The following is a 26,290-nucleotide window of genomic DNA, read 5'->3' as shown; positions in this document are numbered from 1 at the left end:
CGCCGGGCCACCGGACATGCGGTGACTCACCGGTACGACTCCTCCGGTCGGGCGTCGCGGGCGCAGCGGAAACCGCTGAAGATCTGCCGGCGGATCGGATAGTCCCAGTTGCGGAAGGTGCCCCGGCAGGCCGAACGGTCGGTGCCGAACGAGCCACCGCGCAACACCCGGTAGTCCTCGCCGAAGAAGACCTCCGAGTATTCCCGGTAGGGGAACGCGGTGAAGCCGGGATGCCCCGTGAACGTGCTCGACGTCCACTCCCACACGTCACCGATGAGCTGGTGCACGCCCAACGGCGAGGCACCAGCCGGGTACGCGCCCACCGGCCCCGGCCACAGATGGCGTTGGTCGAGGTTGGCGTGGGCCTCGGTCGGGTCGTCATCGCCCCAGGGGTAACGGCGGGACCGCCCGGTCGCCGGATCCCAACGGGCCGCCTTCTCCCACTCCGCCTCGGTCGGCAGCCGCTTACCGGCCCACGCCGCGTACGCCTGCGCCTCGTACCAGCACACGTGCACCACCGGCTCGTCGGCGCGGACCCGACTCCACTGGCCGAAGCGCCGGTACGACCACTCGTCGCCGTCCCGGCGCCAGTGCATCGGCGCGCTGAGCTGCTCCCGGAGCCGATGCGCCCAACCGGCCGGGCTCCACCAGCGCTGATCGGTGTAGCCGCCGTCAGCGATGAAGGCGGCGTACTGACCATTGGTGACCGGGGCGGCGTCGATGACGTACGCCGGCAGGTCGACGCGGTGTGCGGGACGTTCGTTGTCCAGAGCCCACGGGTCGGTGTCGGTGCCCATCGTGAAATCGCCAGCCGGCACCAGCACCTCCCCACCGACCCGAACGGACGCCTCGGGCGGCGGCGGGGCATGCAGCACCGCCGACCCCGAGCGCAGTTGGTGGGTGGCGAGCATCGTCTCGTCGTGCTGCTGCTCGTGTTGCACGATCATGCCGAAGGCGAACCCGTCGGCGACCAGCGGCCGCTCGGTGAAAGCCACCGCGTCGAGCAGGTCGTGCACCTTGTCCCGCACGGTGCCCAGGTACGCGCGCGCCTCGGCGGGCGGCAGCAGCGGCAACGCCGGGCGATCCCGTCGCGGCTGCTTGAACGCGTCGTACAGCTCGTCGATGTCACACCGGACCGGCTCGCGGCCCCCGACGTCGCGGACCAACCAGAGCTCCTCCTGGTTGCCCACGTGGGCAAGGTCCCAGACCAGCGGCGACATCAGCGGTGAGTGCTGGCGCATCAGGTCGACGTCGTCGACCACCTCGGTCAGCAGCAGGGTGCGGGAGCGGGCCCGGGCCAACTCCACCGCGATCCGCTCACGCAACTGCTCCCCGTCGACACGTCCCGTCGTACTCGCGGTCACTGCTTCCCCTTCCGTTCGCGACTGCGGGGCTCGCAACCCCGGCTCACTCCTCGCGCTCACCGCGCCACCCTTCCGTTCGCGACTGCGGGGCTCGCAACCCCGGCTCACTCCGCACGCTCATCGTGGCCGCCGCTCCGCGGCGGCCAGCCGCCGTCGTACGCCTCGGTGGATCTCGTCGTAAACGCTGGCCGGCAGGTCCAGCCGGGCCAGCGTGGTCAGGGCCAGGTCGAGCAGCGCCGCCCCGGCGGCGGCCAACGCCGGGTCGGCGAGGCCGTGGCGGGCGGCGACCGACCAGCGGTGCGCCACCGGCGCGGCGATCGTGTACGCCCCGCGCACCGTGCCCGGGTCGGTGAACAGGGCGGCCAGCACCGCCAGCGGAAGCCGCCAGTCCCGGTCGGGTTGGGCGTCCAGGTAGCGCAGTTCCAGGTAGCCACGTGGCCGCACGGGCGGAAAGAGGGTGCTGACGTGGTAGTCGAGGTCGTCGGTGGTGGGTGGGCGGGGCAGGGCGCCATCGAGCCAGTCGGCGAACGTCACGTCCGGGGGCGGGGCCCAGTCGGGGCCCTGCCGGCGCAGGCAGAGCAGCGGCGCGGCGAGCACATACCGGATCCAGCTGGCTGTCGGGTCCTCATCGGCACCGCCGGGCGTCCACACCGGGCGGGTGCGGGCCGGATCGATGGCCAACCAGGTGGCCATCCGCGCGGAGGCCCATCCGGTGCGCCGCCCCGCGTGCCGGCTCGCCGAGGCGAACACCGCGAGCAGCGGCGGTCCGACCGCGTGGGCGGCCGCCCAGCGTGCCGCGACCTGGTCCGGCTCGCCGGCGTCGAGGCAGACCTGCAGGCCGGCGGTGCTGTACATCATTGTGCGGCCGGCAGGACCATGCCGGTCGAAGGCGCCGCGCATCGCGCGGTAGCGGGGAGTTTCCAACACCGGGCGGGGCCGTCGGTGTGGGTCGATGCCGCTGCGGCCGAGGATCAGCCCGACGGCGGCCAGCAGGTCGGTGACCTGGGCAATGTCGGCCTCGGTGGCCTGGATCAACGCGGCGACCGAGGGACGGGGCGGGGTGGAGATCTCCAACTGGCCACCCGGCTCCAGGGTCACCACGCCGCCGTGTCGCAGCGGCTCGGCCGGGCTGGTGGCATCAAGCGTGGCGGGGCTGTGCCGCCCCAGCGCCGCCCGCAGCCGCGCCGGGTCGACGGGGCGGGCGGGATCGGCGGCGTCGTGCACGGTCCATTCCAATTCGACGCCGGTGAGTGTCGGTGGGCCGGTCTTGAAGCAGATCCGGGCGAGGTGCCGGCCTGCTGCTGCGGACTCGCGCAGAATGCCGCCGCGGTCCAGCTCGGGTGACGTCACCAACGGTCGGGGCCCCCTCTCCGTCTGCCGACTCCGGGACACTGTGCCACCGTAAACCGGCCCACCGACATCGTCGGGGGCGTCCACGACGCCACCAACCCCTGTCTAACAGACGAATTTCCCGTGCAGGGCGGAACGGAAACGCGCCGGCCGCCGGCCCGTTACCTGGGGGTGGGGCGACCGGTCGGCGGGGGCGGCGGCGTGGGCTTCACCGGTTCGGACGGCGTGGGCTCGGGCACCAGCCGCTGGCAGTACGCCTCGACCTGGTCGGCGCTGCCGGCGGCGGTCACCAGCTTCTCGAACGCCGGCGTCCGCAACGCCCTCTCCCGCTGTTCGGGCTTCTTGGCCTGCCAGGCGCGGCACAGGCCCCGCAACTGGCCCTCGGCCGGGGTGTGCGCTGGCGGGGTGCCGGGAGGCGGCAGGCCAGGAGACGGTGGGACCTGCGACGGCGTACCGGGCGACGGCGTGCCATGAGACGCCGATCGGCTGGGCTCGCCGGGCGTGGTCGCCCCCTTGTCGGAGGTCGGTGACGTGCCGGGCGGCGCCGGTGGGACCGGGTCCGGGGCCCAGTCCCGGGTGGTGACCGCGGCGAAGGCGGCCCCCGCCGTGGCGGTGGCCGCCACCGCGCCGACCCAGGCCACCGCGCCGGTGGTCAGGCGCCGACGGCGCGGCCGGTGGGGCACGGTCGGCGCCGGGTCGGCCCGGGCGGCCCGGAACGCCGCCAGCGCGGCTTCCTCGCCGGCCAACTCTCCGGGCCGAGTCGGGCCGGCGGCTGCGGCAAGCAGCCCGGCCACCGGCTCGTTTGGGGCAGGCACGCGGACCTGAGCTGACGTCGCGTCCCCGGCGGGCGGCGCGGCGCGACGGGCCTGCTCTGACGCGGCGCGGACCGAGTCGAGCAGCCGTTCGGTCTCGGCACGGTCGGCCCGCCCGAACGGGTTCATCCGGAATCCCCTCACGTCAGCCGTCCGCCGGCTCGGTGTGCGGTGCCCGCAGGGACGGGCCGCTGCCCGTGCGGGGCGACGGTACGCCCTCGACCCCGACGGACGGCTCGGCCCGGGCCTGGCGCTCCAGCAGGGCCGCGAGCCGTCGCAGACCTCGGTGGGCGGCGGTCCGGACGGCGCCGGCCCGGCGGCCCAGCACCCGACCGGCGGATCCCGCGTCCAGCCCGATCACGGCCCTCAGCAGGACTGCTTCGGCCTCGCGGGGAGGCAGGGTGGCGATCAGCGCCAGGGCGGTCTCGGTGCCGATCGTCTCGCTGGCGCCCTCAGCCGTGTCCGCGTCGCTGGCCAGGTCGACGAGCGCCTGCACCGGGACCGGCAGGGACGGTCGGCGGCGCACCCGACGCAGGTGGTCCATTGCCCGGTTGCGGGCGATCGTGACGGTCCAGGCGCGGAATTCGCCACCGGTGAAGCGGGGCAGGTCGCGGGAGATCTGCAACCAGGTTTCGGAGGCGACGTCCTCGGCGTCCGCACCGACGAGAGCGGTCAGATACCGCAGCAGACCCGGCTGGAGGCTGCGGTAGAGGAGGCGGAACGCGTCCTCGTCGCCGGCCTGCGCCGCCGTGACCGCCTCCGACAGCTCGCCGGTCATCCGCGGCCCACACGGTGTCCGGCGCGTTGCGGCAGGATCGGCCACGGGGAGGCGGACCACGCGGTACGAATCGTCCGCCCGATCAACACCCGCACCGCCCTCCGCCGATCTGATCCCACCGCGACGGGGGGTCGTCGGTGGAGATGTCTGGTGGGCCAACGCCAGGGCGGTCGGCTCGGCGCGCTGCCCGCCGAGATCGCCGGGCGGACCCGAGCCGGGCTAACGCTAGGACGGGCCCCAGCGGCGCGACAAGTCGGCACCTTGTCACGGAAGAGTGACAATTATCAACCCTGCACGACGGCGTGTCGTCGTCACGGCCGGTAACCGAAGAGCGCGGATCGCCACCTAGCGGTGCTCCGTCGTCGCCGTCGAGCACCCGTACCTTGAAATATGTCGCTTTTCGTCACGGCACGTCGTCGCGTCGTCACGGAGACGCAGCGTCCACGCAGGTCAGGCCGGATGACCTGATCCGTCTCACTCGTTCAGCCGACCGGCCGTGCTGCGCCGCCGCGCGCCACGCTGGGTACGGTATTGCCGTGTTGTCATCGGAGGTCGTACTCAGCGGTCGGTACCGCTTGGACGAACGTGTCGCCACCGGCGGTATGGGCGACGTCTGGCGTGGCTCGGACCTGATCCTCGGCCGGCAGGTCGCGGTCAAGGTTCTGCTGCCAGCGCTCGTCTCCGACCCCGACTTCATCGCCCGTTTCCGGGCCGAGGCCCGGATCATGGCGGCGCTGCGGCACCCCGGCATCGTGCAGGTCTTCGACTGCGGAGCCGAAGACCTGCCCGACGGCGGTCGGGCTGACTACCTGGTCATGGAGTTCGTCGCCGGCGAGCCGTTGTCCAAGCGGATCGAGACGGCCGGCCGACTCGACGTGGCCGAGACGATGTCGATCGTGGCCCAGGCGGCCGCGGCACTGAACGCGGCGCACCGCGGCGGCATCGTGCACCGCGACGTCAAGCCCAGCAACCTGCTGGTGCACGAGGACGGCACGGTTGTCCTGGTCGACTTCGGCGTGGCCCGCTCCACCGACATCACCAGCATCACCAGCACCAACGCGGTGCCCGGCACCGCCCTCTACATGGCGCCGGAGCAGGCCGCCGGCCGGCCGGTCAGCGGTGCCACCGACATCTACGCGCTGGGTGCGGTCACCTACTGCTGCCTCACCGGCAGTCCGCCGTTCACCGGCGACAACCCGCTCCAGGTCGCTGTTCGACACCTGGACGACGAGCCGCCGGAGTTGCCGAACGAGATCCCCGAGGCGGTTCGCGCCCTGGTGTCCCGGGCCCTGGCCAAGGACCCGCTGGACCGGTTCACCAGCGGCGCGGCGATGGCCGAGGCCGCGCGGACCGCGGTCACCGGCGGAGAGCCGCCGACCGCGATGGCGGCCGCCGTCCCGTTGCGTGACGCCGGGCCCGGCACCCGTACCGACGTGCCGGCCGGCGCGGCGGTGGCGGGTGGGCCCCAGGCTGGGCGTCAGCGACGGCGTGGGCCGCTGGTCGGCGCGGGGGTGGCCGTCCTGGTCGCGCTGGTCGGGCTCGGCGCGGCACTGGGCGCGACGCACAATGCCGACGACGAGCCGGCGGTGAAACTGCCGACCACCTCACCGACGGCGACACCGACCGGTCCGCTGGATCTGCCGGCGGCGAACGAGCAGGTCACCAGCGTCGAGACGGGCCGGCCCGACCGGCCGCCCGCTCCCGGCGTCTCTCCGTCCGTCTCGGCCTCCACCACGGCGACCACGCCGCCCAGCCAGACATCCAGCCCGCCGACGCCGACGGCGACGCCGACGGTGACGACCCCGCCGACCACCGCCCCGTCGGATACGCCTCCGACGACCCCGACAACTCCGCCCCCGTCGAACCCGCCGGAGAGCCCGACGAGCGCGCCGGGCGGACCGCAGGCCGACTGAGGGCGGCGGTTCCGCCCGCCGCGACAGCCCCACCAGCACCGATATCCCCAAAACGGACGTGAGCAGTCGAAAGCGCCTCTAGGCTCACCGCAGGCCATATCCACCATCTGCTGCGGGAGCCTGTGTGAGCGCTGAGAAGCTGGTCGTGATCGGTCAGGGGTACGTCGGACTGCCGCTGGCGATGCGCGCGGTCGAGGCAGGGCTGGACGTCGTCGGCCTCGACGTCGACGCCGACCGGGTGAAGCGTCTCGCCTCCGGCGAGTCGTTCGTCGAGGACATCCCGACCGACCGGCTGGGCCGGGCGTTGGGAAGTGGCCGGTACAACCCGAGCACCGAGTACACCGATGCCGAAGGCTTCGACATCTGCGTCATCACCGTGCCGACGCCGCTGCGCGACGGCACTCCCGACCTGAGCTTCGTCGAGCAGGCCGGCGTCGGTATCGGCCCGTACGTACGCCCGGGCTGCACGGTGATCCTGGAATCGACCACGTACCCCGGCACCACCGAGGAGTTGCTGCGTCCGCTGTTGGAATCGGCGAGCGGGCTGCGCAGCCCCGGTGACTTCCATCTCGGCTACAGCCCGGAGCGGATCGACCCGGGCAACCCGACCTGGCGGTTGGAGAACACGCCGAAGGTGGTCTCCGGCGTGGACCCGGCGTCGCTGGCCAGGGTCGACGAGTTCTACCAGCGCCTCGTGGAGAACACCGTGCCGGTGGACTCCACCCGCGTCGCCGAGCTGACCAAGCTGATCGAGAACACCTTCCGCCAGGTCAACATCGCGCTGATCAACGAGTTGACCATGCTCTCGCACCACCTCGACATCGACGTCTGGCAGGCGATCGACGCCGCCGAGACCAAGCCGTTCGGTTTCCTGCCGTTCCGGCCCGGTCCCGGCGTCGGTGGGCACTGCCTGCCGATCGACCCGTGCTACCTCTCGTGGCAGGTCAAGCGCCGCCTCGGCCGGCAGTTCCGCTTCATCGAGCTGGCCAACGACATCAACCACGAGATGCCCGAGCACGTGGCGCAGCGCATCATGACGGGGCTGAACCGCAACGGCCGTGCGGTCAGCGGCGCCCGGCTGCTGCTGCTCGGACTGGCGTACAAGAAGAACACCGGCGACATGCGGGATTCCCCGGCGGTCGACGTGGCCCGCCGGCTGCAGGCCCTCGGGGCCGAGGTCCACGCGGTCGAGCCGTACGCCGAGGCGCACCAGATCCCGGCCGGGGTCACCGTGGTCGGGCTCAGCGAGCGGGAGGTGCGCGCCGCGGACGCGGTGGTGGTGGTCACCGACCACGACACCTTCGATTACGACCTGGTGGTGCGGCACGCCACCTACGTCTTCGACACCCGTAACCGGTGCGTCGGCCCCATGGTCGAGCGCCTGTAGACCCGGCACCGCTGGCCGGTCCCGCCGCCGGGGAAGACGGCGGGACCGGCCGGCGGATGTCCGTCGGTACACGCCAGGCGGCGGCGCGGCCGATCACTGGTCGGCGAGCGCCTCGCTCGACCTGCGTGCGACCCGGGTCGCGGTGTGCCCGTCGACCCCTACGCCCCAGGTCGTACGCGCCGTCATCCGCCGGGTGTCACCAGCCCGCTCTCGTACGCCAGGACCACCACCTGGACCCGGTCGCGCAGGTGGAGCTTCGCCAGGATCCGCCCGACGTGGGTCTTCACCGTCGCCTCGGCCACGTGCACCTCGGCGGCGATCTCCGCGTTGGACAACCCCTGGGCGACGAGCAGCAGCACCTCCCGTTCCCGTTCGGTGAGCTGGTCGAGGCGAGGGTCGGCGCTCGGGGCTGCGCCGAGCTGCCCGGCGAACCGGTCCAGCAGCCGCCGGGTGATCGACGGGGCCACCACCGAGTCGCCCTGGGCCACCACCCGGATCGCGGTCAGCAGCTCCTCCGGCGGGACGTTCTTGAGCAGGAACCCGCTCGCCCCGGCCCGCAGGGCGGCGAACGCGTCGGCCTCGGTGTCGAAGGTGGTCAGCACCAGCACCCGCGGCGGGCCCGCGGGCCGCTCGGCGCAGAGCCGGCGGGTCGCCTCCACGCCGTCCATGGTCGGCATCCGAATGTCCATCACGACCACGTCGGCCTCGGTGCGGGCGAGCACCCGCAGGGCGTCCGCACCGTCGATCGCCTCCCCGACGACCTCCAGGTCGGGCTGGGAATCCAGCACCATCCGGAACCCGGCACGCACCAGCGCCTGGTCGTCCACGATCACCACCCGGATCGTCATGCCGCGATCACCTCCGTTGCCCCGTCCGACGGTAGCGGCAGCCGGACCTCGACCTGCCAGCCCCCGGCCGGCCGGGGGCCGGCGGTGAGGCTGCCGTCGTACACCGTCACTCGCTCCCGCATGCCGAGCAGACCGTGACCACCGGACGGCGCCGGGCTGACCAGGGGCCGGCCGCGACCGTCGTCGCGGACCCGGACCACGACGGCCTCGGCGGTGTACGCCAGGGCGACCTCGACGACGGCGCCGACGCCGGCGTGCTTGAGCGCGTTGGTCAGCGCCTCCTGCACCACCCGGTAGACGGTCAACTCCAACCCCGGGGGCAGGGCCGGCGGTTCACCGGTGACCGTGTCGCGGATGTGCAGCCCGGCGTCGCCGAACCGGGCCAGCAGGTCGGGCAGCTCGGCCAGGGCCAGGCGCCGGTGCTCCGGGTCGGCGGCCACGGCGAGCCCGTCCCCGCCGGACGGCCCGGCGTCGCGCAGGACGCCGACCAGCCGGCGCATCTCCTCCAGTGCGGCCCGGCCGGTGTCCGCGACCACCCTCACGGCGGTGCGCGCCTGGGCGGGGTCACGGTCGAGCATGAACCGGGCGCCGTCCGCCTGGACGATCATCACCGCCATGCTGTGGGCAACGACGTCGTGCAGCTCACGGGCGATCCGGGTACGCTCCTCGGCGACCGCCGCCCGGGACTCGGCCTCCCGTTCGCGTTCCAGGGTCATGGCCCGCTCCTCCAGACTGAGCACGTAGAGCCGGCGCGTCCGCACGTTCAGCGCGACCAGCCACACCGCACCGGTGACCAGCGCGTACCACAGCGCGGTCACCCACCAGATGATCACGCCCGGGGTCTGCACGGCGGCGAGCACCACGCCGACGGCGGCGGCCACACCGGCGAGCACCGCGTCGCGCAGCTTCTTGCCGTACTTCACCACGCTGTAGAGCGCGATCAGGACGGCGACGTCGAAGGGCAGCGGACCCCACTGGGCGATCACCTGCACCAGGCCGAGCGCCGCCACCGCCACGGTCACCGCGCCCGGATGCGCGCGGCGGAACAGCAGCGCCACGGCCATCCCCGCGCAGACCAGCACGGCCGCCCAGCCGCCCGCCAGGTTGACCGCGCCGGCCAGGCCGATGAGGGCCACCGCGGCGGAGACGGCCACGTCGAAGGCGACGCCGCGCAGCGGGCGACCGAGCATCGTGCGTGTCACGGTCACCGAGCGTACGTGCCGCGGGGCCCGCTCAGCGGGTGAGGACCTCACGCATCCGCTGGATCTCCACGGTCTGCTCGGTGGCGACCGAGTTGGCGAACTCGTTGAGCGTCAGGTCGGAGCCGACCGTGAGCAGGTTGGTGGCCAACTCGATGGCGCCCTCGTGGTGCGCGGTCATCATCTGCACGAAGAGCCGGTCGAAGTCCGCGCCACGAACCGCGGCGAGCTGCCGCATCGCCTCGGGTGACTGCATGCCGCGCATGGTGCCGTGGTCGTGCCCCTGGACCTCCGCCGGGAGGCCGCGGGTCTGCAACCAGCCACGCATCAGGCCCATCTCTGGCCCCTGGCTGGCGCGGATCCGGTCGGCGAGGGCACGGATGTCGGGGTCGGCGGCGCGGTCGGGCGCGAGTTCCGCCATGGCCAGGGCCTGCGCGTGGTGCGGGATCATCATCCGTACGAACCAGACGTCCATCGAGTTGTGCGGGGCGGGGCCGGCGTCGCGAACCTCGTGGGCCGCGCGGGTGCTCGGCGACTCACCCGGGCGGCCGGGCGCGATGACGGTCAGGTCGGTGGGTACGGGGCTGACCGTCGGCGTCGCGGCGGGCGCGGGGGTCGCGGGCGCGGCGGCCGACCGCGCGGCGCCCGTGGAGGCGTCGCCTCCGGAGCGGATCACGATGAACGCCACCAGCGGAAGCACGAGCGCCAGTGTGACGATCGCCAGGGTTCGTGCGCGCCGGTCGGTCATGGGCCACTCCCTGGTGTCGAGGTCATCGCGATGCTATCCATTGAAGAACCCACTTTGATGTGAGCCAGGTCACATCGACGATCTTCGTCGGCCGGTAAGGTGTCGACCATCATCTTCCCCTTGCGAAGGGCCTCGCCGATGATCAGACCCCCCATGCCCCGGTTACGACGACTCCGCATCGTGGCGGTCGCCACGACCGGCCTCCTCGTCGCCAGCGCGCTCGTCGCCCCCGCGAGCAACGCCCAGGTGGCGCCGCAGTCGGCCCCCGCCAACACGATCCCCGGTGTCGACGAGATCGTGAGCAGCCCCAACCTGCGCCAGATCGCCAACGTGCCCAAGGTCGCGCCCCTGGACGCGACCAACAGCGACATCGCCTTCCAGGGCAAGTACGCGTTCGCCGGCAACTACAACGGTTTCGTCATCTACGACATCTCGCGGCCCAGCGCGCCGACGGTCAAGGCCCGGGTGCTCTGCCCGGGGTCGCAGAACGACATCTCCGTCCACGGCGACCTGCTCTTCCTCTCCACCGACTCGTCCCGCAGCGACGACTCCTGCAACAGCACGGCGCAGGGCGCGGACATCAAGGGGTCCTGGGAGGGCATCAAGGTCTTCGACATCAAGGACAAGGCCAACCCGCGGTACATCAAGTCCGTCGAGACGGCCTGCGGCTCACACACCCACACTCTGGTGCCGGGCAAGGACCGCAAGGCCGTCTACCTGTACGTCTCGTCGTACTCCCCGCGGGCCGAATTCCCGGACTGCCAGCCGCCGCACGACTCCATCTCGATCGTCAAGGTGCCGCTGAAGAAACCGACCGACGCGGCCGTGGTCGCGACGCCGAACCTCTTCCCGGACGGCGGCTTCCCCGGCAGCCCGACGGGCTCGGCGACCGCCGGATGTCACGACATCACCGCCTACCCGTCGAAGGACCTGGCCGCCGGCGCCTGCATGGGTGACGGCGTCCTGCTCGACATCAAGAACCGGGAGGCGCCCCGGGTCATCAACCGGATCCGGGACGAGGCCAACTTCTCGTTCTGGCACTCGGCCACCTTCAACAACTCCGGCACCAAGGTGATCTTCACCGACGAGCTGGGTGGTGGCGGGGCGGCGACCTGCAACGAGGCTGTCGGACCCACCCGGGGCGCGGACGCCATCTACGACATCACCGGCCGCGGTGACGCCCGGAAGATGACCTTCCGCAGCTATTACAAGATCCCCCGGGTGAACGCCGACACCGAGAACTGCGTTGCGCACAACGGCTCGCTGGTCCCGGTGCTCGGTCGGGACATCATGGTCCAGGCGTGGTACCAGGGCGGCATCTCGGTCTGGGACTTCACCGACTCGGCCAAGCCGAAGGAGATCGCCTTCTGGGAGCGCGGCCCGCTCTCGGCCGACTCGCTCGTCGGCGGCGGCACCTGGTCCGCGTATTACTACAACGGCCACATCTACTCCAACGACATGGTGAAGGGCCTGGACGTCCTGGAGCTGAACGACTGGCGGACCTGGACGGCCAAGCTGACCCGTTACAACGAACTGAACGTGCAGACCCAACCCAGCTACCTGGGCTGGTAGGCGCCACGCACCACGTCAGGCCCGGTCCCCGCTCTCGGGGGGCCGGGCCTGACGACGTTCGAGCGGGCGGCTTTCGTGCCCGCTCGCACGCTCGGCCCACCCCCGGACAGCCCTGAGCGTGCCCTTTGCTCTGCTTCACCCCACGCAACACCCAACGTCCGGATAGCGGACACGTGGTGTTGCCTGGGGGGAAGCAGAGCAAAGGGGGCTGAACAAGAGGTGCGCCGGGACTACTTCGTGCGGTCCGCCCGCAGTTCGGGGGCAATCCCGGTGGGGTTGGTCACGAGGTCGAGGGCTGGCCGTCGGCCGGTCGGACGCGCTATGCGAACGTGGTCAGACGTGAAGGCTCCCGCTGGCGCCTCGCCCGCCCCGACCGTGCGCTGGCGTCCGCACCCGCTCGACCTGGTGGCGGTCGTTCTCGCGGTGACCGGCGCGGGCTGCGCGCTGAGCGGCCTGCTGCCGCGCGCGGAGACCACCACCACCCTGCACCGGATCCTGCCGCTGCTGCTGTTCCTCGGCACCGTGATCGTGCTCGCCGAGTTGACCGCCGTGGCCGGCGTCTTCGACGTCCTGGCCAGCCGGCTCGCCATCGTCTCCCGGGGCAGGTGGGCGGCGCTGTTCCTGCTCTGCGGCGGCCTCGCCACGCTGACCACCCTCGTGCTCAACCTGGACACCACCGCCGTGCTGCTCACGCCGGTGCTGCTCGCGCTGGCGCGCACTCTGCGCGTCCCCGCTGGCCCGCTCGCGGTCACCACGGTCTGGTTGGCGAACACCGCCAGCCTGCTGCTGCCGGTGGCGAACCTGACCAACCTGCTGGCCGCCGACCGGGTCGGCCTGACCCCGCTGGCCTATGCCGAGCGGATGGCACTGCCGCAGGTCGCCGCGGTGGCGGTCACCATGGCGCTGCTCTGGCACGCGTGGTGGCGGCGGGACCGGCCCGCTGGTGGGCGCTTCGTTCCGCCGGCCCGGCACGTGCCGGCCGACCCGGTGCTGCACCGCGTCGCGCTCGCCGGCTGCCTGCTCTTCGTCGCCGGCATCCTCGCCGGGGTGGAGATCGGCCTCGCCTCCACCGTCGCGCTGACGCTCGTGCTGATCGGGTTCGTCGTCCGTTCCCCCGCCACGCTGCGCCCGGGGCTGGTGCCACTGCGGTTGCTGCTCTTCGTCACCGGCCTGTTCCTGGTGGTGCAGACCCTCGGCCAGCACGGGCTCGACGACCTGGTCGGCGATCTCCTCGGTGCCGAGGGCGGGGCGGGCGGCGCGATCCGCGCCGGCGCTACCGGGACACTGCTGGCCAACGCGGTGAACAACCTGCCGGCCTACCTGGCCGGTGAGTCGGTGCTGCCGACCGGCGACGTGACCCGCCTGCTGGCCCTGCTGATCGGCACCAACGTCGGCCCGCTGGCCGCCCCCTGGGCGTCGCTGGCCACCCTGCTGTGGTTCGAACGGTGCCGGGCGGCCGGGGTGGCCGTGCCGTTGACCCGGTTCGTGCTGACCAGCGCCCTGCTCGCGGTCGTCGGCACGCTCGCCGCGATCGGCGCGCTGCTGCTGGTCGGCTGACCGGAGCAGCTACCGGCCGCCGAGCCCGCCTGCCCTGTCGGCGCGGCCCGCCAGTGGTCGGCAGACCTCCTGAGCTGCCGAAGTGTGGTATACCAGAAATCGCCATATGTCGATATAGCTGAGTTGGTTTCGGATTGGCCCCTTTTCTCGTACCCGGCCGCCTGCCGAAGCTGACGGCGTGCCGCCGTTCCGAGCCCGGTGTCGCCGACCCGAAAGGCAGGTTGGATGTCACTGTCGTACCGTCTCCGCGCGCTGGTGGGGGCCCTGCGGTGACCGTCTCCCCCGGCCTCGCCGTGCGCTGCCTGGCCCTCGACGCCCTGGCCGTGTCCGCCAGTGACGTGCTGGCCGGACACGGCGTCGACAGCGTGCTGCTCAAGGGTGCCGGCCTGGCCCGCCGGCTCGGTGTCGACCGGCTCTACGCCGACGTGGACCTGCTCGTCGCACCGGCCACCGTCACCGCCGCGCAGGCCGCCCTCCAGGCCGCCGGCTACCGGCCGAGGCTCCCTCTCGACCTGCACGTCGTCGCCGCGACCTGGCACGAGCAGCCCTGGCACGCACCCGGGCCACTGCCGCTGACGATGGAGTTGCACCGTGGCTTCGCCGGAGTCGGTGACTACGACGAACTGTGGCGGTCGCTGCGCCTGGGGGCGGACCACCTCGACCTGGCCGGCGGGCGGGTCCTCGTGCCCGACGAGGCCGGCACCGCCCTGATCGCCGCCCTGCATGCCGCCAGTCCCGCCGGCTTCGGCAAGCCGGCCCGGGACCTGGCCCGGGCACTGGCGGTGTTCTCCCCCGACACCTGGGAGGCGGCCGGTCGGCTCGCCGCGCGCTGCGACGCGGTGCCGGCGTTCACCGTCGGGCTCGGGCTGCTGCCGGCCGGTGTGGCAGTCGCGAACCAGCTCGGCCTGTCGTCCACGCGCGGCCCGTCGTCGGCCTGGCTCGCCGCCCGCCTGGCCACTCCCACCGCCGTCGGCCTGGCGCACCTGGCGGACGTGTCCGGGCCGGGACACCGCCTGCGGGTGTTGTCCCGGTTGGTACTGCCGTTGCCGGTGCACCTGCGGCAGTTCGACGCACGGGCGCACCACGGTCGGCTGGGCCTGCTGTGGGCGTACGTCCGCCGCATCGGCCGGCATGTCCGGCTGCTGCCCCGGGTGCTGCGGGAGTTGCGGACCGCGCGGCGGCGGCAGCATGGCTGACCCGGTACGCACGCTGCGCGCTCTGGCCCGGGTCACCCGCCGGCACGGGCCGCTCGGCCTGGTCGTGGTGGCGTGGACGCTGCTGGCCTGCCGGCGGGTACGCCGTCAGCTCGCCCGGGGCGGGCTCGACGCGGTACGCCTGCCCGCACCGCCGCCCGGTGGCACCGACGCGCTGGTCCGGCGGGCGCTGGGCCGGGGCGGTGGCAACTGCCTGGAGAGCGCGCTGGTGCTCCAGCGCTGGTTCGCCCGGCGGCGGGTGGCGCGGACCGTGGTGATCGGGGTCAGCGCGCCGGGGGCCGGGTTCCACGCCCACGCCTGGCTCGACGGTGATCCGGATCCGCACCAGCACGAGTTGGGGGAGATTCTGCGCCGCCCCGTCCCAAGCGCGTGGCTGCTCTGACCGTGTCGCTGACAGTTGCTGGGTGGTTATTGACGTGGTGCGACGTTTCAGCCTTCAATGCATCTAAAGCACCAGATGACCGTTTATGCTGGTAAAACACCGAACGACTAGGGAGAACCCATGACATCGAACCGCGAGCCGGACACCGCCCAGACCGCCGCTGCGGACTACCGGCCGCCGACCATCCAGCGCCTGGGCACCCTCGCCGAGTTGACCAAGGGCGGCACCGTAGGACCGGACGACGGCCTGGGTGGCGGCGGCGACGGTTCGATCTGATCCGTCGCCGCCCGACATCGTGGGAGGACCGCCGATGCTCACGGTCCGCCGGGCACAGCGTCGGTTCGGGCGTCGGGTGATCTTCACCGACCTGGACCTCGACGTTCCGGTCGGTGCCCGCGTGTTCCTGGGCGGCAGCAATGGATCCGGTAAGACCACGCTGCTGCGGTGCCTGTCCGGCACGCTGACTCTCAGCGCCGGACAGGCCACCGTCGGCGGCCACCCGGTCGGCTCACTGCCCGCCCGACGCCTGACCGGCGTCTGCCTCGCCCCGGAGCAGGGCCTGTACGAGAAGTTGTCGGCGCGGGAGAACGTGGCCCTCGTGGCCCGCCTCCGGCTGCCACGGCAGGCTGTCCGCCCGGCCGTCGCCCGGGTCGAAGCCGAACTGGACCTGACCGGCTACGCCACCGTCCCGGTGGAACGATGCTCGGCGGGGATGCGGGCCCGGGTCAGCATCGCGCGGGCACTCGTCGCCGAACCAGCGCTGCTGCTGCTCGACGAGCCCGGCCGATCCCTCGACGAGAAATCCCGGCTGCTGCTGTGGCAGGCACTCGATCGGCGACCCGACCTGACCTGCCTGATCGCGTCGCACCTCGCCGACGACCGCAGCCGGTGCCAGTCCGCGCTGACCCTCCCGACCGTGCGATGACGACGCCGACCACGGCGGCCACGACCACCACCCGGCCGGTCGGTCGCCGGGCCGCCGGCGCCAGTCCGGTCGGGATGATCCTCGCGCTGGTCCGCCGCGACCTCGGCGACCCACGCCAGTTCCGGCTGCCGCTGTTCCTCGACCTCGCCTTCGGGGTGGTGAACCTGGTCGTCTTCCTGTTCATCTCCCGGGCGCTCACCCCGTCCTCCGGCACCGACCTCGCGCACTCGCCGAGCTACTTCGACTTCGTGGCGGTCGGCATCACCTTCCTGCTCATCCTGCAGGCCGCCACCACACAACTGACCAGCCGGGTGATCCGGGAACAGCGCAGCGGGACGTTGGAGTTACTGGCCGCCCAACCCGTACCGGTCACCGCGCTGACCATCGGGACCGCCGGCTACCCGTTCCTGTTCGCCCTGCTGCGCTCCTGCGTCTACCTGACGATCCTCGGCACCGTGCTCGGCCTGCGCACCGAGCGGGCCGACTGGTGGGGAGTCGCGGTGATGCTGATCGCCGGCACCGCGTCCCTGATGGGCATCGGCATCGCGCTCGCGGCGTTCACCGTCGCGCTCGGGCACGGCGACGCCGCCGCCCGGCTCTTCGTCGTCGGGCTCACCTTCGTGTCCGGCACGTACTTCCCGGTCTCCGGACTCCCCGGCCCGCTACCGGAGCTGACCGCGGTGCTACCCAGCCGGATCGCCCTGGACGGCCTGCGTGCCGCGCTGGCCGGCGGCGAGTGGGCCTGGTCGGCCGGCACGCTGCTCGGCGCCACCGCCCTGCTGCTGCCGGTGTCGAGCTGGGCCTTCGCGCGGGCGCTGCGGGTCGCCGCCGGCCGCGGCACCCTGAAACGCGATTGAGGTACGACATGCTGCGCCCGACCCCGTTCGACCTCGCCACCGGCACGCTGCTCGGTGTCGCTCCGCCGCCGCGTCGGACCGTGCCGGCCGGCGTAGCGGACCCGCTGGGCGCGCTCGACGCCGCCGTGCTGGCCGGCCTGTCCCGGCCCCCGTGCGTGGTCAGCTTCTCGGGCGGGTTGGACTCGTCGCTGATTCTGGCGGTGGCCGTCCGGGCGGCCCGCCGGGAAGGGCTGCCGGATCCGGTGCCGGTCACCTGGCGGTTCACCGGTGCTCCCCGGGCCGACGAGTCGGACTGGCAGGAACGGGTGATCGGGGCTCTGGGGATCGGCGGATCGTGGCAGATCCTGCGGGCCGACGACGACCTGGACCTGGTCGGGCCGGTGGCCCGCCGACTGCTGCACCGCCACGGGGTACTCCATCCGGTCAATCTGCACCTGCACCTGCCCATCGCCGAGCTGGCCTCCGGCGGGTCACTGCTCACCGGAGCCGGCGGTGACCAGATCCTGGCCGGGTGGCGTCGCCCGCCGGCGGCCTCGCTGCGCGACCGCCTGTGGTGGCTGCGGCACGCCGCGCGTACCCGTCAAGGGCCCGCGGCGATGTTTCCCTGGCTGCGCCCCTCGGTGGCCCGGGAGGCGCACCGGTCGCTGCGCGCAGAGCAGCGGGCGGAGCCGCGCGAGCTGCGGCACCGGGCTGCCTGGCACACCCGGCGTCGTGACCTACGGATGACCTGCTCGGCGCTGGCCGCGCTGGCCGCCGAGCACCAGGCCACCGCGATTCAACCGCTGCTCGACGAGGGATTCCTGACCGCGCTGGCAATGCTGGCCGGTGATCGCCGGAACATCGGCCGGGACCGGCTGCTCGCGGAGATCGTCCGGGGAGCCCTGCCGGCCGAGGTCACCGCGCCCCGCCGCAAGGCCCGCTTTCTCGAGGTTTTCTTCCGGACGCCGACCCGGGAGTTCGTCCGCTCCTGGGACGGCTCCGGCGCCGACCCGCACCTGGTGGACCCGGACGGTCTGCGCCGGGTCTGGTCCCACTGGCCGGTCCCCGGCGGCACCGCGAGCCTGGTCCAACAGCTCTGGCTGGCCGCCAACCCGGCCGGTGCCGCCAGCCGGCCGACGCGTTCCGACATCAACCTGGAGGTCAAGTCGTGACACAGCATGAGGTCGTGCACCGGGTCGACCCGGACCGGGTGGCCTGGCGGGTGGCCGGCGACGAGGTGGTCGTCCTGGACACCGCCAACTCGGTCTACTTCGGGCTGGACGCGGCGGGCGCGCTGCTCTGGCAACGCCTGGTGGCCGGCGCCACCAGCACCGAGTTGGTCACCGCGTTGGAGGAGACCGCCGCGGTGGATCGGGAACGGGCCCGAGCCGACGTGGCCGCCTTCCTGCAGGATCTGCACGGGCACGGGCTGCTGCTTCAGCGGCCCTGACCGGAGCCCACGGCCCGGCTGGCGGTGATGGTGTCCGCGAGCAGTCGGTGGGTGTCGTCGAGCGCCGCCCAGTCGCGCGGCCGGGTCAGCTCCCACGCCGGCAGGGCGGCGATCGACAGCAACGCCGCCGGGTCGGAGCGCAACTGACCGAAGGACCGTTGCCCGGCGAGCCGGGCCAGCAGGGTGGTGCCAGGCAGTCGGGTCAGGGTGACCGCGTCGCCCCAGCGCAGGAAGAGCCAGCCGCCCAGTGGGACGCAGGGCTGGATCGGGGGCAGCCCGACGCGCAGCCGGTCGCCGGCCCGGACCGGCCAGGTGGGCAGCGCCGCCCCCGGCACGGGCTGCCGCAGGTCGACGCAGCGGGGGCCGGCGAAGGCGTCGGTGCCGTCGACGACCAGGATGTCGTCGGTCAGGATCGGTACGCCCCGGGCGGCCAGGGCGGCGAGCAGGCTGCTCTTGCCCGCGGTACGCGGGCCGAGCACCGCCCAGGCCCGACCGCCGAGCACGAAAGCTCCACTGTGGAACGCCTCCCGGCCGACCCACCGGTTGACGGTCGTCGCCACCGGCGCGAGGTACGGGTGGGCCAGCACGTCCGGGGTGAGCGCGGGACCGTAGAAGGTGGCGGTGCCCGCCACCCGGTCGAGGGCGAGGGTCCGCCCGTCGGCGAGGACGCGGGTGCCCCGCCGGTTGTCGAGCGGCACCGGCGGCGGTGGCGGCGCGTCGAGTTGGCGGACCCGCACGGTGGGCCACCCGAGGGCGACGCCCTCGGCCGGCAGCAGTTCGGACACCTTGTCCAGGCCGTGCACCCGCAGCCCGTAGACGCCTCGCCCGGGTGTCGACATGATCTCCCCGCTCATCACCTGCTCAACGATCATGGACAGCGCACGGTGCGGGTGGCGCTCGTGGTGACGCGCCACCCGCACCTTCAAGCGACGAGCGTCAGCGGAACGTGCCGCTGTCGACGGTCAACTTCTGCGACTCCTTCAGCCGCTTGGCGTCTGCCGCGCGCTGCTTGGTTGCCTTGGCGCCCTTCGCGGAGGCCGCCACCGTCGGGACGACTCCCCCGCCGATCGCGTCCACGTCGTACGCCACCCACCACGATCCGGGTGTGTCCACCGCGAAGGTCAACGCGATGTTGATCGACGCACCCGGTGCCAGACCACCCAGGTCGAGCGGGATCGTCAGGGTGGTGCCCAGCCCGCCACCCGGCGGGTTGGTAGCCGGCGAATCCATCGACAGGTTGCGCACCAGCAACGTACGACCATCGCTGATGGTGATCGAGGTGGTGGCGTTGGCCGGGTTGACCAACCGCAGGTTGGAGTGCACCGCCGGCGACGGTCCACCGGGGTACGGGGCGCCGTTCTCCGCGCTCAGCGACGTGATCCGAATCCGCGCCTGGGTGATCGGTGCGGACGACCGGTTGGTCAGCGTCCGGCGGATCACCAGGCTGTTCGGGGTGCGGACCCGGTTGGGCGCGACCGACGCGGCCACGTTCGGGTCGAACAGTGTCGACTGCACCGCGGCGTTCTGCTGGTAGGTGCCGAGGGTGTTCTGTGGGGACGGACTGCCGAGCGTGGACGGGACCCCGTTGATCGGGCCGAGCACGGTGGCGACCAGTCGGAAGTCGGCCTGGTTGTTGGCGGTGTCCTTCAGGTTGCCGGCGATCCGGAGTCGGTTCCAGGCGTGCGGAACGAACGGCGGCGCGTTGAAGGCCGGCAGTGGCGGGCCCTCGGAGAAGCCCGGTGTCGAGCCCGCCCGATCGGTGACCGTGTTCGCCGCGTCCGGTGCGACCACCCGGAACCCGCCCTGTCCGAGGCTGGGGACGATGAGGTCAGGTTGGATGTTGTACAGGGAGTAGTTGGCTGCCGCGATCAGGTAGCCCCGCCGGGGCGGCAGCGGCCGCGCCGAGCCCGGAATGGTGATGGACAACCCACCCGGCGCCTCGACCTTGAAGCCAGCGATCGGCAGGTTGATCGCGGTGCTGTTGACGATCGAGACGAACTGGTCGGTGAGACCGCTGATGCCGGACTGTGCGAACTGGTCGATGGCGACCTGACGGGGCAGAGCCGAGACCTCCACGACGACCTCGTTGGACACCGCCTCGCCCAACGGGCCGGTCCCGTCGTACTGCGCCCGGAACTGGTTGTGGCCGAAGGCCGGTACGTAGATCTGGAAACTGGCCACGTTGAGGGCCAGCGGGAAGGTGCCGAGCGGGGTCTCCACCCCGTTGGGCAACTCGTCGATGAGGGTGACGCTGCCCTCGGCGACGCCCGGGCCGACGATGACCTGGAATTGCACCGCGGTGCCGAAGGTGGTGGCGTTCGTGGACGCGGTCAGGGTGGCCACGCTCTCGGGCTGAATCAGGATCCGGATCGCCCGGGTGGCACTCTTGCCGTTGGCGTCGGTCACCCGAACCGTCGACGGGAACGCGCCGACCAGGGTCGGCCGGCCGGACACCAGGCCGGTCGCCGGGTCGAGTGTGAGCCCGGGCGGCAGTGCGCCGGAGGCCAGGCTCCAGACGAACGGTGCGGTACCACCGACCACGTTGAGCTGCTCGGCGTAGGGCGCGTCCACCTCACCCAGCGGCGGCGGGGGGAAGGTCAGTGTCGGCGCCTGGTTGACGACGAGCACGATCAGGCGTGTGCCGGTCTGTCCGTTGGCGTCGTTGACGCGGATCACCACCGGGTATTCCCCGGGGGTGGTCGGTACGCCCGAGATGCCGTTGGTCTGCGGGTTGAGCAGCATCCCCGGTGGCAGGCTGCCCGAGGCGATCGACCAGGTGAACGGCGGCACACCGTGGGTGATGTTCAGGGTGGCCACGTAGGCGATGCCGACGGTCGCCTCGGTCGGGTGCTCGAACAGCAGCGTCGGCGACACGTTCGCGATCACCAGATCGGACAGGGGCGAGTCGGGGCCGGTGCCCTCGGCGGTACGGGCGGCCACCGTGAACCGGTAGGCGGTGGTGGGGATCAGCCCGGTGACGGTGTTGGTGGTGGACGCTCCGAAGGTCTGTGCGGGGTGACGCACGCCGCCGACCCAGGGAGTGACGATGTAGTTGGTGATCGGTGAGCCGCCGTTGGGGCCGGGGGTCCAGCTCAGCAGGGCAGTGGCCGTGTCGGCGGTGACCGCGATGATGGTGGGTGCGCTCGGCAACGCCATGATCTTGGCACCCGCGGAGGGCTTGCTAGCAGGGCCCGTGCCCTCGGCGTTCTTCGCCGCGACGGTAAAGGTGTAGGTGCCCTTGGCGGTCAGACCCTCGACCTTCTGGGTGGTCTTCGACTCGTCGAAGGTGACCGTCTTCGCCTTCTTACCGTTGCGGTAGGCGGTGACCACATAGCCGGTGAGGGCGGAGCCGCGGTCAGCCGGTGCCTTCCACTTCACCGTCGCCGTGCCGGCACGCCAGGACGCGGTCGGCTTGGCCGGGGCGGCCGGTGGCTGCGCCGGGGCGGCCGCCTGGGCGACCCGCTCCAGGGCGACGGCCGGCGCTGTCACCGGCGCGATCGCGGGTGTCGGGGCACGACTCGGGGCGCGAGCCGAGGCCGCCGTGGGCGCGACCAGCAGGCTCATGATCAGCGCCAGGATTGCGGCGCATGCCGTGACGGCCCGTGGACGGGCACGGAGCACTGGAGACATGAATGTTTTCTCCCTCTTCCGGGGATGAGGACCACCGCGGATGGAGGAAGGAGACGGGCGACCGGCTGATTAGTCCTCGGCGGCCACGCGCCTGATCCCCCGGCCGCAGGGCGACTGGCGGAAATCCGACCGTCGCTCACGGAATGGCTTTCACGTATTGAGCGACGATTCTCTATCTACATCTACCAGTTATCCCAGGTCAAAGGGGATATGGGGAGGTGGGAATTTCCTCCCGTGGGCGGCGGCTGTCCGGAACCCGACTGCGGCCGAGCGACGGTCAGCGGCGGGCGGGGCGCGGGCCGACCAGACGGCGGACCACCGGTGCGGCGTTCCACTTCGCCGCACCGACCAGGTCGCGGGCGTGCTCCAGCACGGTGTAGTCGGGCCGGTCCAACCCGTCGGCGATGGCCCGGTCGAGGTCGTTGCCACAGCGGCTCAACACGGTGTCGAAATCCCGGCGCACCGGCTCCTGCAGGTCGTAGCCGAACGAGCGGTGCAGCCGGGCGAAGAGCGGCTTGTACAGCCGGACCCGCTCGTGCAGCCCCGACGAGTACGACATCGGGTTCTTCGGGCGGCGCAGGATGTAGTCGGGCAGCACATCGGCGAACGCCCGCCGGACGATCCACTTCTCCTGCCCGTGGCGCACCTTCAGGTCCAGCGGCAGCCGCATCGCCAACTCCACCACGCTCAGGTCGAGGAAGGGCACCCGGGCCTCCACCCCATACGCCATGGCGGCCCGGTCGACCCGCTGCAACTCCGTCCGGCACAGGTTGCGGATCCGGTGCAGGAACAGTCGCCGGGCCGCGGCCGGGGCGACCTGGCGGTACATCGGGTACCCGCCGAACAGCTCGTCGGAGCCGTCGCCGGTGAGCACCACCTTGATGCCGAGGTCGCGCAGCCGCCGGAAGATCGGCACCGAGACGACCGCGTTGATGATGTCGCCGTACTCGGTCAGCTCGGAGATCCGGATGGCCTCGCGCACGTCGGCGAGCCGGATGTCGCGCGGACGCAGCTCGACCACGACGTGCGGCACGTCCAGGTCGGCGGCGAGCCGCCGGGCGTACGCGACGTCGGGGCTGTCCGCGGCACCGACCGTCACCGCGACGCAGTCCGGGTGGATGTCGCGGACCTGCCGCAGGGTCACCGAGCTGTCCAGCCCACCGGAGAGCACCACCCCGACGGTCAGGTCGGTCTCCACCCGCATCCGGATGGCGTCGCTCAGCGCGGCACGGACGAGCAGGGCGGCCTCGTCCGGGTCGTCGATGACCGGCAGGCCCTCGCCGATGGTGAGCAGGTCGACGTACGGGCGTAGTCGCACGTGCCCGTCCGCCTCCGCCCAGCCGTGGTGACCGGGTGGCACCTCGGCGATCGGGGCCCCGTGCCCGACCAGCGCCTTGACCTCGGAGGCGAGGTGCAGGCAACCGGGTCGACGGGACCAGTACAGCGGCTTGACCCCGAGTGGGTCGCGAGCCAGGTAGACCCGGCCGGTGGCGCGCTCGACGACGGCGAGCGCGTACTCGCCGCGCAGTCGGGTCACCGCGGCCTCGCCCCACTGTTGGAACGCGGCGAGCAGCACCTCGGTGTCGCTCTCGGAGCGGAACGCCTGACCCAGGCGGGTCAGTTGCGCCCGCAGCTCCCGGTAGTTGAAGATCTCGCCGTTGAAGCACAGCAGCCAGCGCTCGTCGGTCGAGGTCCACGGCTGCACCGCCCGGTCCCGGTCGACGACCCGGAGCCGGCGGGTGCCGGCGAGCAGCCCCCTCTCGGACCGGGTTTCGGTGACCTCACCGCGAGGGGCCAGGACGGCGAGCATCCGCCGGAAGGTCGCCGGGTCGGCCTCGGGGCCGATGCTCAACGCGATGCCGCACACCGGCTCAGACCCCCATCTCGGCCTCGTACGCCCGGCGGAGGCGACGCCGGGCGGCGGGCGCGAGACACAGGTGCCAGGCCTGCCCCTCGTCGATCACGTTGATGTCACCGGTCTCCTGCCGGGTCAGCAGCAGCTCCGCCAGCGCCTCCCGGGCACCGAAACGCTCGAACCAGGTCAGCTCGACGTCGACGGAGTAGCCGAGGCAGTGCCCGCTCGGCAGCATCGCGGCGTAGCCCAGGCGACGCAGCCGGTACTGGTGTTCGGCACTGCGGACCAGGCTGGTCACCCACAGCGGCGGGGTGTTCGGTGGCGCGGCGGCGGCGAACTCCCGCGCGAGGTCGTTGAGCAGCGCCACCACCTCCCGGCGGGCGCGACGGAACAGCAGCCCGGCGGTCTGCGGGGTGGAGTCCGGACGCAGTCGACGTCGGAGCCCGCGGGCGGCGCGGCCCAGCACGGTGGCGGGTTGCTCCTGGTAGCGGAACCGCAGCAGGTCGCGGCGGCGCAACCACTCCAGGTCGACGAGGTCGGCGCTGCCGTTGACCTGGTCGTCGGTGACGAACGTGGGAGCGTCCTGCCACCACAGCACGTCGATGCGGGAGAGCAGGTAGATCCGCACCAGCGCGGTGAGGTCACGGGCCGAGGTGCGCTCGTTCGGCTGGTAGCGGGCCATCTCCAGCAGCAGCGTCTCGCGTGCCCCGATCAGCCCCTGCGGGGTGGCGTCGAGGACGGCGGCGAGCGCCGGTTCCCGCAGCCGCTCGTCGATCAGCACCTGGCGGGCCCGGGCGCTGGCCGCGTCGGCCAGGGCACCGACCTCGACCAGCAACTCGGCGACGGCGGCCCGGTAGGCGACCAGGTCGGGCTCGGCGGCGGTGAGGCGGCGGGGGCTCGTGCCGGAGGGCCGGCGGCGGGCGGGAGCGGTGGACGAGACGGGCGAACCGGGCTGCTGTCCCGGGCTACGGCTGGGCACTCGCATGACGGGGTCCCTTCTCCGATCATGGCACTGGGTGTTCGCCCTAAAACACACCGTAATCAGCCGGACCGGAATGGACCGAACATTCCTCCGATTCACCCCGAAGAGAGCCCGACGTCGGCTGGGCGGGACCAACCACCGCGGCGGGCCAGGTGGGAGCCGTCAGTCGCCACCCGCCGGCGCCAGGCCCTGCACCTCGGCGTACGACGGCAGCCCGTCCAGCACGTCGAGCCCGCCGGCGCGTACTCCGTCGGCGACGGCGAGCGCGGCGGCCAGCGCGGCCCGGAACAACAGGGAGCCGGTGCTGACCCGGGCCACTCCGGCGCGACCCAGGTCGTCCAGCCCTGGACCACCCGGCTGGTACAGCGCGTTCAGCGGAGCGTCGATCCGTTGGGTGAGCACACGCAGCGTCGCCAGGTCGACGATGCCCGGCACGAAGATCCCGTCGGCGCCGGCCGCCTGGTAGGCGCGGGCACGGGCGAGGGTCTGCGGCAGCGGGTCGTCCACCCCGAGCCACCAGGTGTCGGTGCGGGCGTTGACGAACAGGTCCGGCACCGCCGCCTTCACCGCGGCAACCTTGTCGGCGACGTCCGCAAGGTCGGCGAGGGTGCCGTCGGTACGCCCGTCCTCCAGGTTGATTCCGACCACGCCGAGCCCGGCCAGCTCCGCCACGTATTCGGCCACGGCCGCCGGATCAGCACTGAACCCGGCCTCGACGTCCACGCTGAGCAGGACCGGCAGCGTGCGGAGCCGGCGAGCCAGCGCCAGGGTCTCGGCGGCGGTGGCCCCGGTGCCGTCGGGTCGGCCCGCGGCTGCGGCGACCCCGAGGCTGGTGGTGCCGATCGCCCGGTGGCCGCGCGCGGCGAGCGCCGCCGCCGAGGCGTGGTCCCAGGCGTTGGGCAGCAGCAGCGGTCGGCCCGCGTGGTGCAGGGCGCGAAACTCCGCACGACGGTTGGTCATCGGACGCTCACCTCCAGGGTCTTCGGAACTGTCAGGGTCGGGTGCGGCTCGTGGCACAGCGGGGCAGGGGTGCGCTGGCAGCGTTCGCGCAGCACGTCGAGCACCCCGGTGGCGAGGGCCAGGGCGTGCCGGTCGCCGGGGCAACCGCGCTCACCCACCCCGAAGGTCAGCAGGCCAGCACCCGGCCGGCCCGGCCGGAACGCCGCCGGCTCGGCGAACACCTGCGGGTCACGGTTGGCCGCGTCGAAACGCAGGAGCACCGGGCTGCCCGCCGGCAGATCCCGCCCACCCAGTCGCACCTCGGTCGCGGTGACCCGCCGGGTCGCCCGTACCGGCGGGTCGAGCCGCAACACCTCGGCCAACAGCTCCGCCGTCCCCGCCGCGCCGGGCGAGTCGCCGCCCGCCAGGCGGCCGGGCGGAGGCAGCAGATGGTGGGCGGCGGCACCGATCAGGCCGGCGGTCGCGTCGCACGCCTGCACCAGCAGACCGACCAGGTTCGCGCGTACCTCCGGCGCGGCCGGCGGCGCC

Annotated in this window: 24 protein-coding genes; 11 read left to right on the top strand and 13 right to left on the bottom strand. The window is 72.7% G+C overall.

Translation table 11 applies throughout. The annotated features are described in order from the left end of the window. Positions 1-26 precede the first annotated feature (26 nt). From egtB to C7C45_RS30925, 4 genes are all read right to left on the bottom strand, one after another. On the bottom strand, positions 27-1,364 hold the full coding sequence (gene egtB / locus C7C45_RS30940; protein WP_110568105.1) for an ergothioneine biosynthesis protein EgtB: 1,338 nt from the start codon (positions 1,362-1,364) through the stop codon (positions 27-29). Between the two features lie 117 nt (positions 1,365-1,481). After that, a complete protein-coding gene (gene egtA, locus C7C45_RS30935; protein WP_110568103.1) occupies positions 1,482-2,717 on the bottom strand; it encodes an ergothioneine biosynthesis glutamate--cysteine ligase EgtA in 1,236 nt (411 codons plus the stop codon). Between the two features lie 158 nt (positions 2,718-2,875). Further along, complete coding sequence (locus C7C45_RS30930; protein WP_110568101.1) at positions 2,876-3,655, bottom strand: hypothetical protein; 780 nt, start codon at positions 3,653-3,655, stop codon at positions 2,876-2,878. Between the two features lie 16 nt (positions 3,656-3,671). After that, positions 3,672-4,304 (bottom strand): RNA polymerase sigma factor, encoded by a 633-nt coding sequence (locus C7C45_RS30925; RefSeq protein ID WP_110568099.1) that lies wholly within the window; start codon positions 4,302-4,304, stop codon positions 3,672-3,674. A 536-nt stretch (positions 4,305-4,840) separates the two neighbouring features. Between C7C45_RS30925 and C7C45_RS30920 the strand changes: the two genes are divergently transcribed. Together C7C45_RS30920 and C7C45_RS30915 are read left to right on the top strand one after the other, a co-directional pair. Continuing rightward, positions 4,841-6,217: a serine/threonine-protein kinase gene (locus C7C45_RS30920; RefSeq protein WP_110568097.1), complete on the top strand. Its 1,377-nt coding sequence runs from the start codon at positions 4,841-4,843 to the stop codon at positions 6,215-6,217. 124 nt (positions 6,218-6,341) lie between these two features. Next, complete coding sequence (locus C7C45_RS30915; protein ID WP_110568094.1) at positions 6,342-7,604, top strand: nucleotide sugar dehydrogenase; 1,263 nt, start codon at positions 6,342-6,344, stop codon at positions 7,602-7,604. Between the two features lie 182 nt (positions 7,605-7,786). Here C7C45_RS30915 and C7C45_RS30910 read toward each other — a convergent pair whose 3' ends face one another. Genes C7C45_RS30910 through C7C45_RS30900 form a run of 3 tightly spaced genes read right to left on the bottom strand, consistent with a single transcriptional unit; the run spans position 7,787 to position 10,399 of the window. Then, positions 7,787-8,452: a response regulator gene (locus tag C7C45_RS30910; RefSeq protein ID WP_110568092.1), complete on the bottom strand. Its 666-nt coding sequence runs from the start codon at positions 8,450-8,452 to the stop codon at positions 7,787-7,789. After that, a complete protein-coding gene (locus C7C45_RS30905) occupies positions 8,449-9,660 on the bottom strand; it encodes a sensor histidine kinase (RefSeq protein WP_110568089.1) in 1,212 nt (403 codons plus the stop codon). The genes C7C45_RS30910 and C7C45_RS30905 overlap by 4 nt, the downstream gene beginning before the upstream one ends. A gap of 25 nt (positions 9,661-9,685) precedes the next feature. Next, complete coding sequence (locus C7C45_RS30900) at positions 9,686-10,399, bottom strand: DUF305 domain-containing protein (RefSeq protein ID WP_110568088.1); 714 nt, start codon at positions 10,397-10,399, stop codon at positions 9,686-9,688. Positions 10,400-10,537: 138 nt separating this feature from the next. Between C7C45_RS30900 and C7C45_RS30895 the strand changes: the two genes are divergently transcribed. From C7C45_RS30895 to C7C45_RS34290, 9 genes are all read left to right on the top strand, one after another. Further along, positions 10,538-11,971 carry an LVIVD repeat-containing protein gene (locus C7C45_RS30895; protein ID WP_110568086.1) on the top strand — a complete coding sequence of 478 codons (1,434 nt, stop codon included), beginning with the start codon at positions 10,538-10,540 and terminating at the stop codon, positions 11,969-11,971. 339 nt (positions 11,972-12,310) lie between these two features. Next, a complete protein-coding gene (locus C7C45_RS30890) occupies positions 12,311-13,528 on the top strand; it encodes an ArsB/NhaD family transporter (RefSeq protein ID WP_244200658.1) in 1,218 nt (405 codons plus the stop codon). A 269-nt stretch (positions 13,529-13,797) separates the two neighbouring features. Continuing rightward, positions 13,798-14,724 carry a nucleotidyltransferase family protein gene (locus C7C45_RS30885; RefSeq protein ID WP_167454887.1) on the top strand — a complete coding sequence of 309 codons (927 nt, stop codon included), beginning with the start codon at positions 13,798-13,800 and terminating at the stop codon, positions 14,722-14,724. Continuing rightward, a complete protein-coding gene (locus C7C45_RS30880) occupies positions 14,717-15,124 on the top strand; it encodes a lasso peptide biosynthesis protein (protein WP_167454886.1) in 408 nt (135 codons plus the stop codon). The genes C7C45_RS30885 and C7C45_RS30880 overlap by 8 nt, the downstream gene beginning before the upstream one ends. Positions 15,125-15,244: 120 nt before the next feature. After that, complete coding sequence (locus C7C45_RS30875; RefSeq protein ID WP_110568078.1) at positions 15,245-15,400, top strand: lasso RiPP family leader peptide-containing protein; 156 nt, start codon at positions 15,245-15,247, stop codon at positions 15,398-15,400. A 34-nt stretch (positions 15,401-15,434) separates the two neighbouring features. Beyond that, the gene (locus C7C45_RS30870; RefSeq protein ID WP_110568076.1) at positions 15,435-16,049 is read left to right on the top strand and encodes an ABC transporter ATP-binding protein; all 615 of its coding nucleotides are present in this window, start codon (positions 15,435-15,437) and stop codon (positions 16,047-16,049) included. Beyond that, complete coding sequence (locus tag C7C45_RS30865) at positions 16,046-16,906, top strand: ABC transporter permease (RefSeq protein ID WP_167454885.1); 861 nt, start codon at positions 16,046-16,048, stop codon at positions 16,904-16,906. Before C7C45_RS30870 ends, C7C45_RS30865 begins: the two co-directional genes overlap by 4 nt. Before the next feature lie 8 nt (positions 16,907-16,914). Further along, complete coding sequence (locus C7C45_RS30860) at positions 16,915-18,057, top strand: asparagine synthase-related protein (RefSeq protein ID WP_110568072.1); 1,143 nt, start codon at positions 16,915-16,917, stop codon at positions 18,055-18,057. Next, positions 18,054-18,335: a PqqD family protein gene (locus tag C7C45_RS34290; protein ID WP_167454884.1), complete on the top strand. Its 282-nt coding sequence runs from the start codon at positions 18,054-18,056 to the stop codon at positions 18,333-18,335. Before C7C45_RS30860 ends, C7C45_RS34290 begins: the two co-directional genes overlap by 4 nt. Here C7C45_RS34290 and C7C45_RS30850 read toward each other — a convergent pair. From C7C45_RS30850 to C7C45_RS30825, 6 genes are all read right to left on the bottom strand, one after another. Continuing rightward, positions 18,323-19,207 carry a hypothetical protein gene (locus C7C45_RS30850; RefSeq protein WP_146247455.1) on the bottom strand — a complete coding sequence of 295 codons (885 nt, stop codon included), beginning with the start codon at positions 19,205-19,207 and terminating at the stop codon, positions 18,323-18,325. The two genes, C7C45_RS34290 and C7C45_RS30850, sit on opposite strands and share 13 nt — an antisense overlap. 64 nt (positions 19,208-19,271) lie before the next feature. Beyond that, the gene (locus C7C45_RS30845) at positions 19,272-21,965 is read right to left on the bottom strand and encodes a fibronectin type III domain-containing protein (protein WP_110568066.1); all 2,694 of its coding nucleotides are present in this window, start codon (positions 21,963-21,965) and stop codon (positions 19,272-19,274) included. A gap of 277 nt (positions 21,966-22,242) precedes the next feature. After that, positions 22,243-23,832, bottom strand: coding sequence for an asparagine synthetase B family protein (locus C7C45_RS30840; protein WP_110568064.1), 1,590 nt, complete (start codon positions 23,830-23,832; stop codon positions 22,243-22,245). A 4-nt stretch (positions 23,833-23,836) separates the two neighbouring features. Continuing rightward, positions 23,837-24,805 carry a DUF5715 family protein gene (locus tag C7C45_RS30835; protein ID WP_110568062.1) on the bottom strand — a complete coding sequence of 323 codons (969 nt, stop codon included), beginning with the start codon at positions 24,803-24,805 and terminating at the stop codon, positions 23,837-23,839. A 159-nt stretch (positions 24,806-24,964) separates the two neighbouring features. Then, on the bottom strand, positions 24,965-25,762 hold the full coding sequence (locus C7C45_RS30830; protein ID WP_110568060.1) for an isocitrate lyase/PEP mutase family protein: 798 nt from the start codon (positions 25,760-25,762) through the stop codon (positions 24,965-24,967). Then, positions 25,759-26,290 (bottom strand): cytochrome P450 (locus C7C45_RS30825; RefSeq protein WP_146247454.1); only part of this gene is annotated, 532 nt, incomplete at its 5' end. The genes C7C45_RS30830 and C7C45_RS30825, both read right to left, overlap by 4 nt.

Source organism: Micromonospora arborensis (genome assembly GCF_003205615.1).
Classification (GTDB): Bacteria; Actinomycetota; Actinomycetes; order Mycobacteriales; family Micromonosporaceae; genus Micromonospora; species Micromonospora arborensis.
The sequence above is the reverse complement of the archived record's forward strand: the minus strand, read 5'-3'. Positions and strand labels throughout refer to the sequence as shown.

Coding starts and splice junctions, on each gene's coding strand:
- C7C45_RS30850 (WP_146247455.1), bottom strand. CDS start 19,207: ATGATCGTTGAGCAGGTGATGAGCGGGGAGATCATGTCGACACCCGGG.
- C7C45_RS30860 (WP_110568072.1), top strand. CDS start 16,915: ATGCTGCGCCCGACCCCGTTCGACCTCGCCACCGGCACGCTGCTCGGT.
- C7C45_RS30910 (WP_110568092.1), bottom strand. CDS start 8,452: ATGACGATCCGGGTGGTGATCGTGGACGACCAGGCGCTGGTGCGTGCC.
- C7C45_RS30925 (WP_110568099.1), bottom strand. CDS start 4,304: ATGACCGGCGAGCTGTCGGAGGCGGTCACGGCGGCGCAGGCCGGCGAC.
- C7C45_RS30895 (WP_110568086.1), top strand. CDS start 10,538: ATGATCAGACCCCCCATGCCCCGGTTACGACGACTCCGCATCGTGGCG.
- C7C45_RS30875 (WP_110568078.1), top strand. CDS start 15,245: ATGACATCGAACCGCGAGCCGGACACCGCCCAGACCGCCGCTGCGGAC.
- C7C45_RS30830 (WP_110568060.1), bottom strand. CDS start 25,762: ATGACCAACCGTCGTGCGGAGTTTCGCGCCCTGCACCACGCGGGCCGA.
- C7C45_RS30930 (WP_110568101.1), bottom strand. CDS start 3,655: ATGAACCCGTTCGGGCGGGCCGACCGTGCCGAGACCGAACGGCTGCTC.
- C7C45_RS30870 (WP_110568076.1), top strand. CDS start 15,435: ATGCTCACGGTCCGCCGGGCACAGCGTCGGTTCGGGCGTCGGGTGATC.
- C7C45_RS30900 (WP_110568088.1), bottom strand. CDS start 10,399: ATGACCGACCGGCGCGCACGAACCCTGGCGATCGTCACACTGGCGCTC.
- C7C45_RS30845 (WP_110568066.1), bottom strand. CDS start 21,965: ATGTCTCCAGTGCTCCGTGCCCGTCCACGGGCCGTCACGGCATGCGCC.
- C7C45_RS30865 (WP_167454885.1), top strand. CDS start 16,046: ATGACGACGCCGACCACGGCGGCCACGACCACCACCCGGCCGGTCGGT.
- C7C45_RS30835 (WP_110568062.1), bottom strand. CDS start 24,805: ATGCGAGTGCCCAGCCGTAGCCCGGGACAGCAGCCCGGTTCGCCCGTC.
- C7C45_RS30880 (WP_167454886.1), top strand. CDS start 14,717: ATGGCTGACCCGGTACGCACGCTGCGCGCTCTGGCCCGGGTCACCCGC.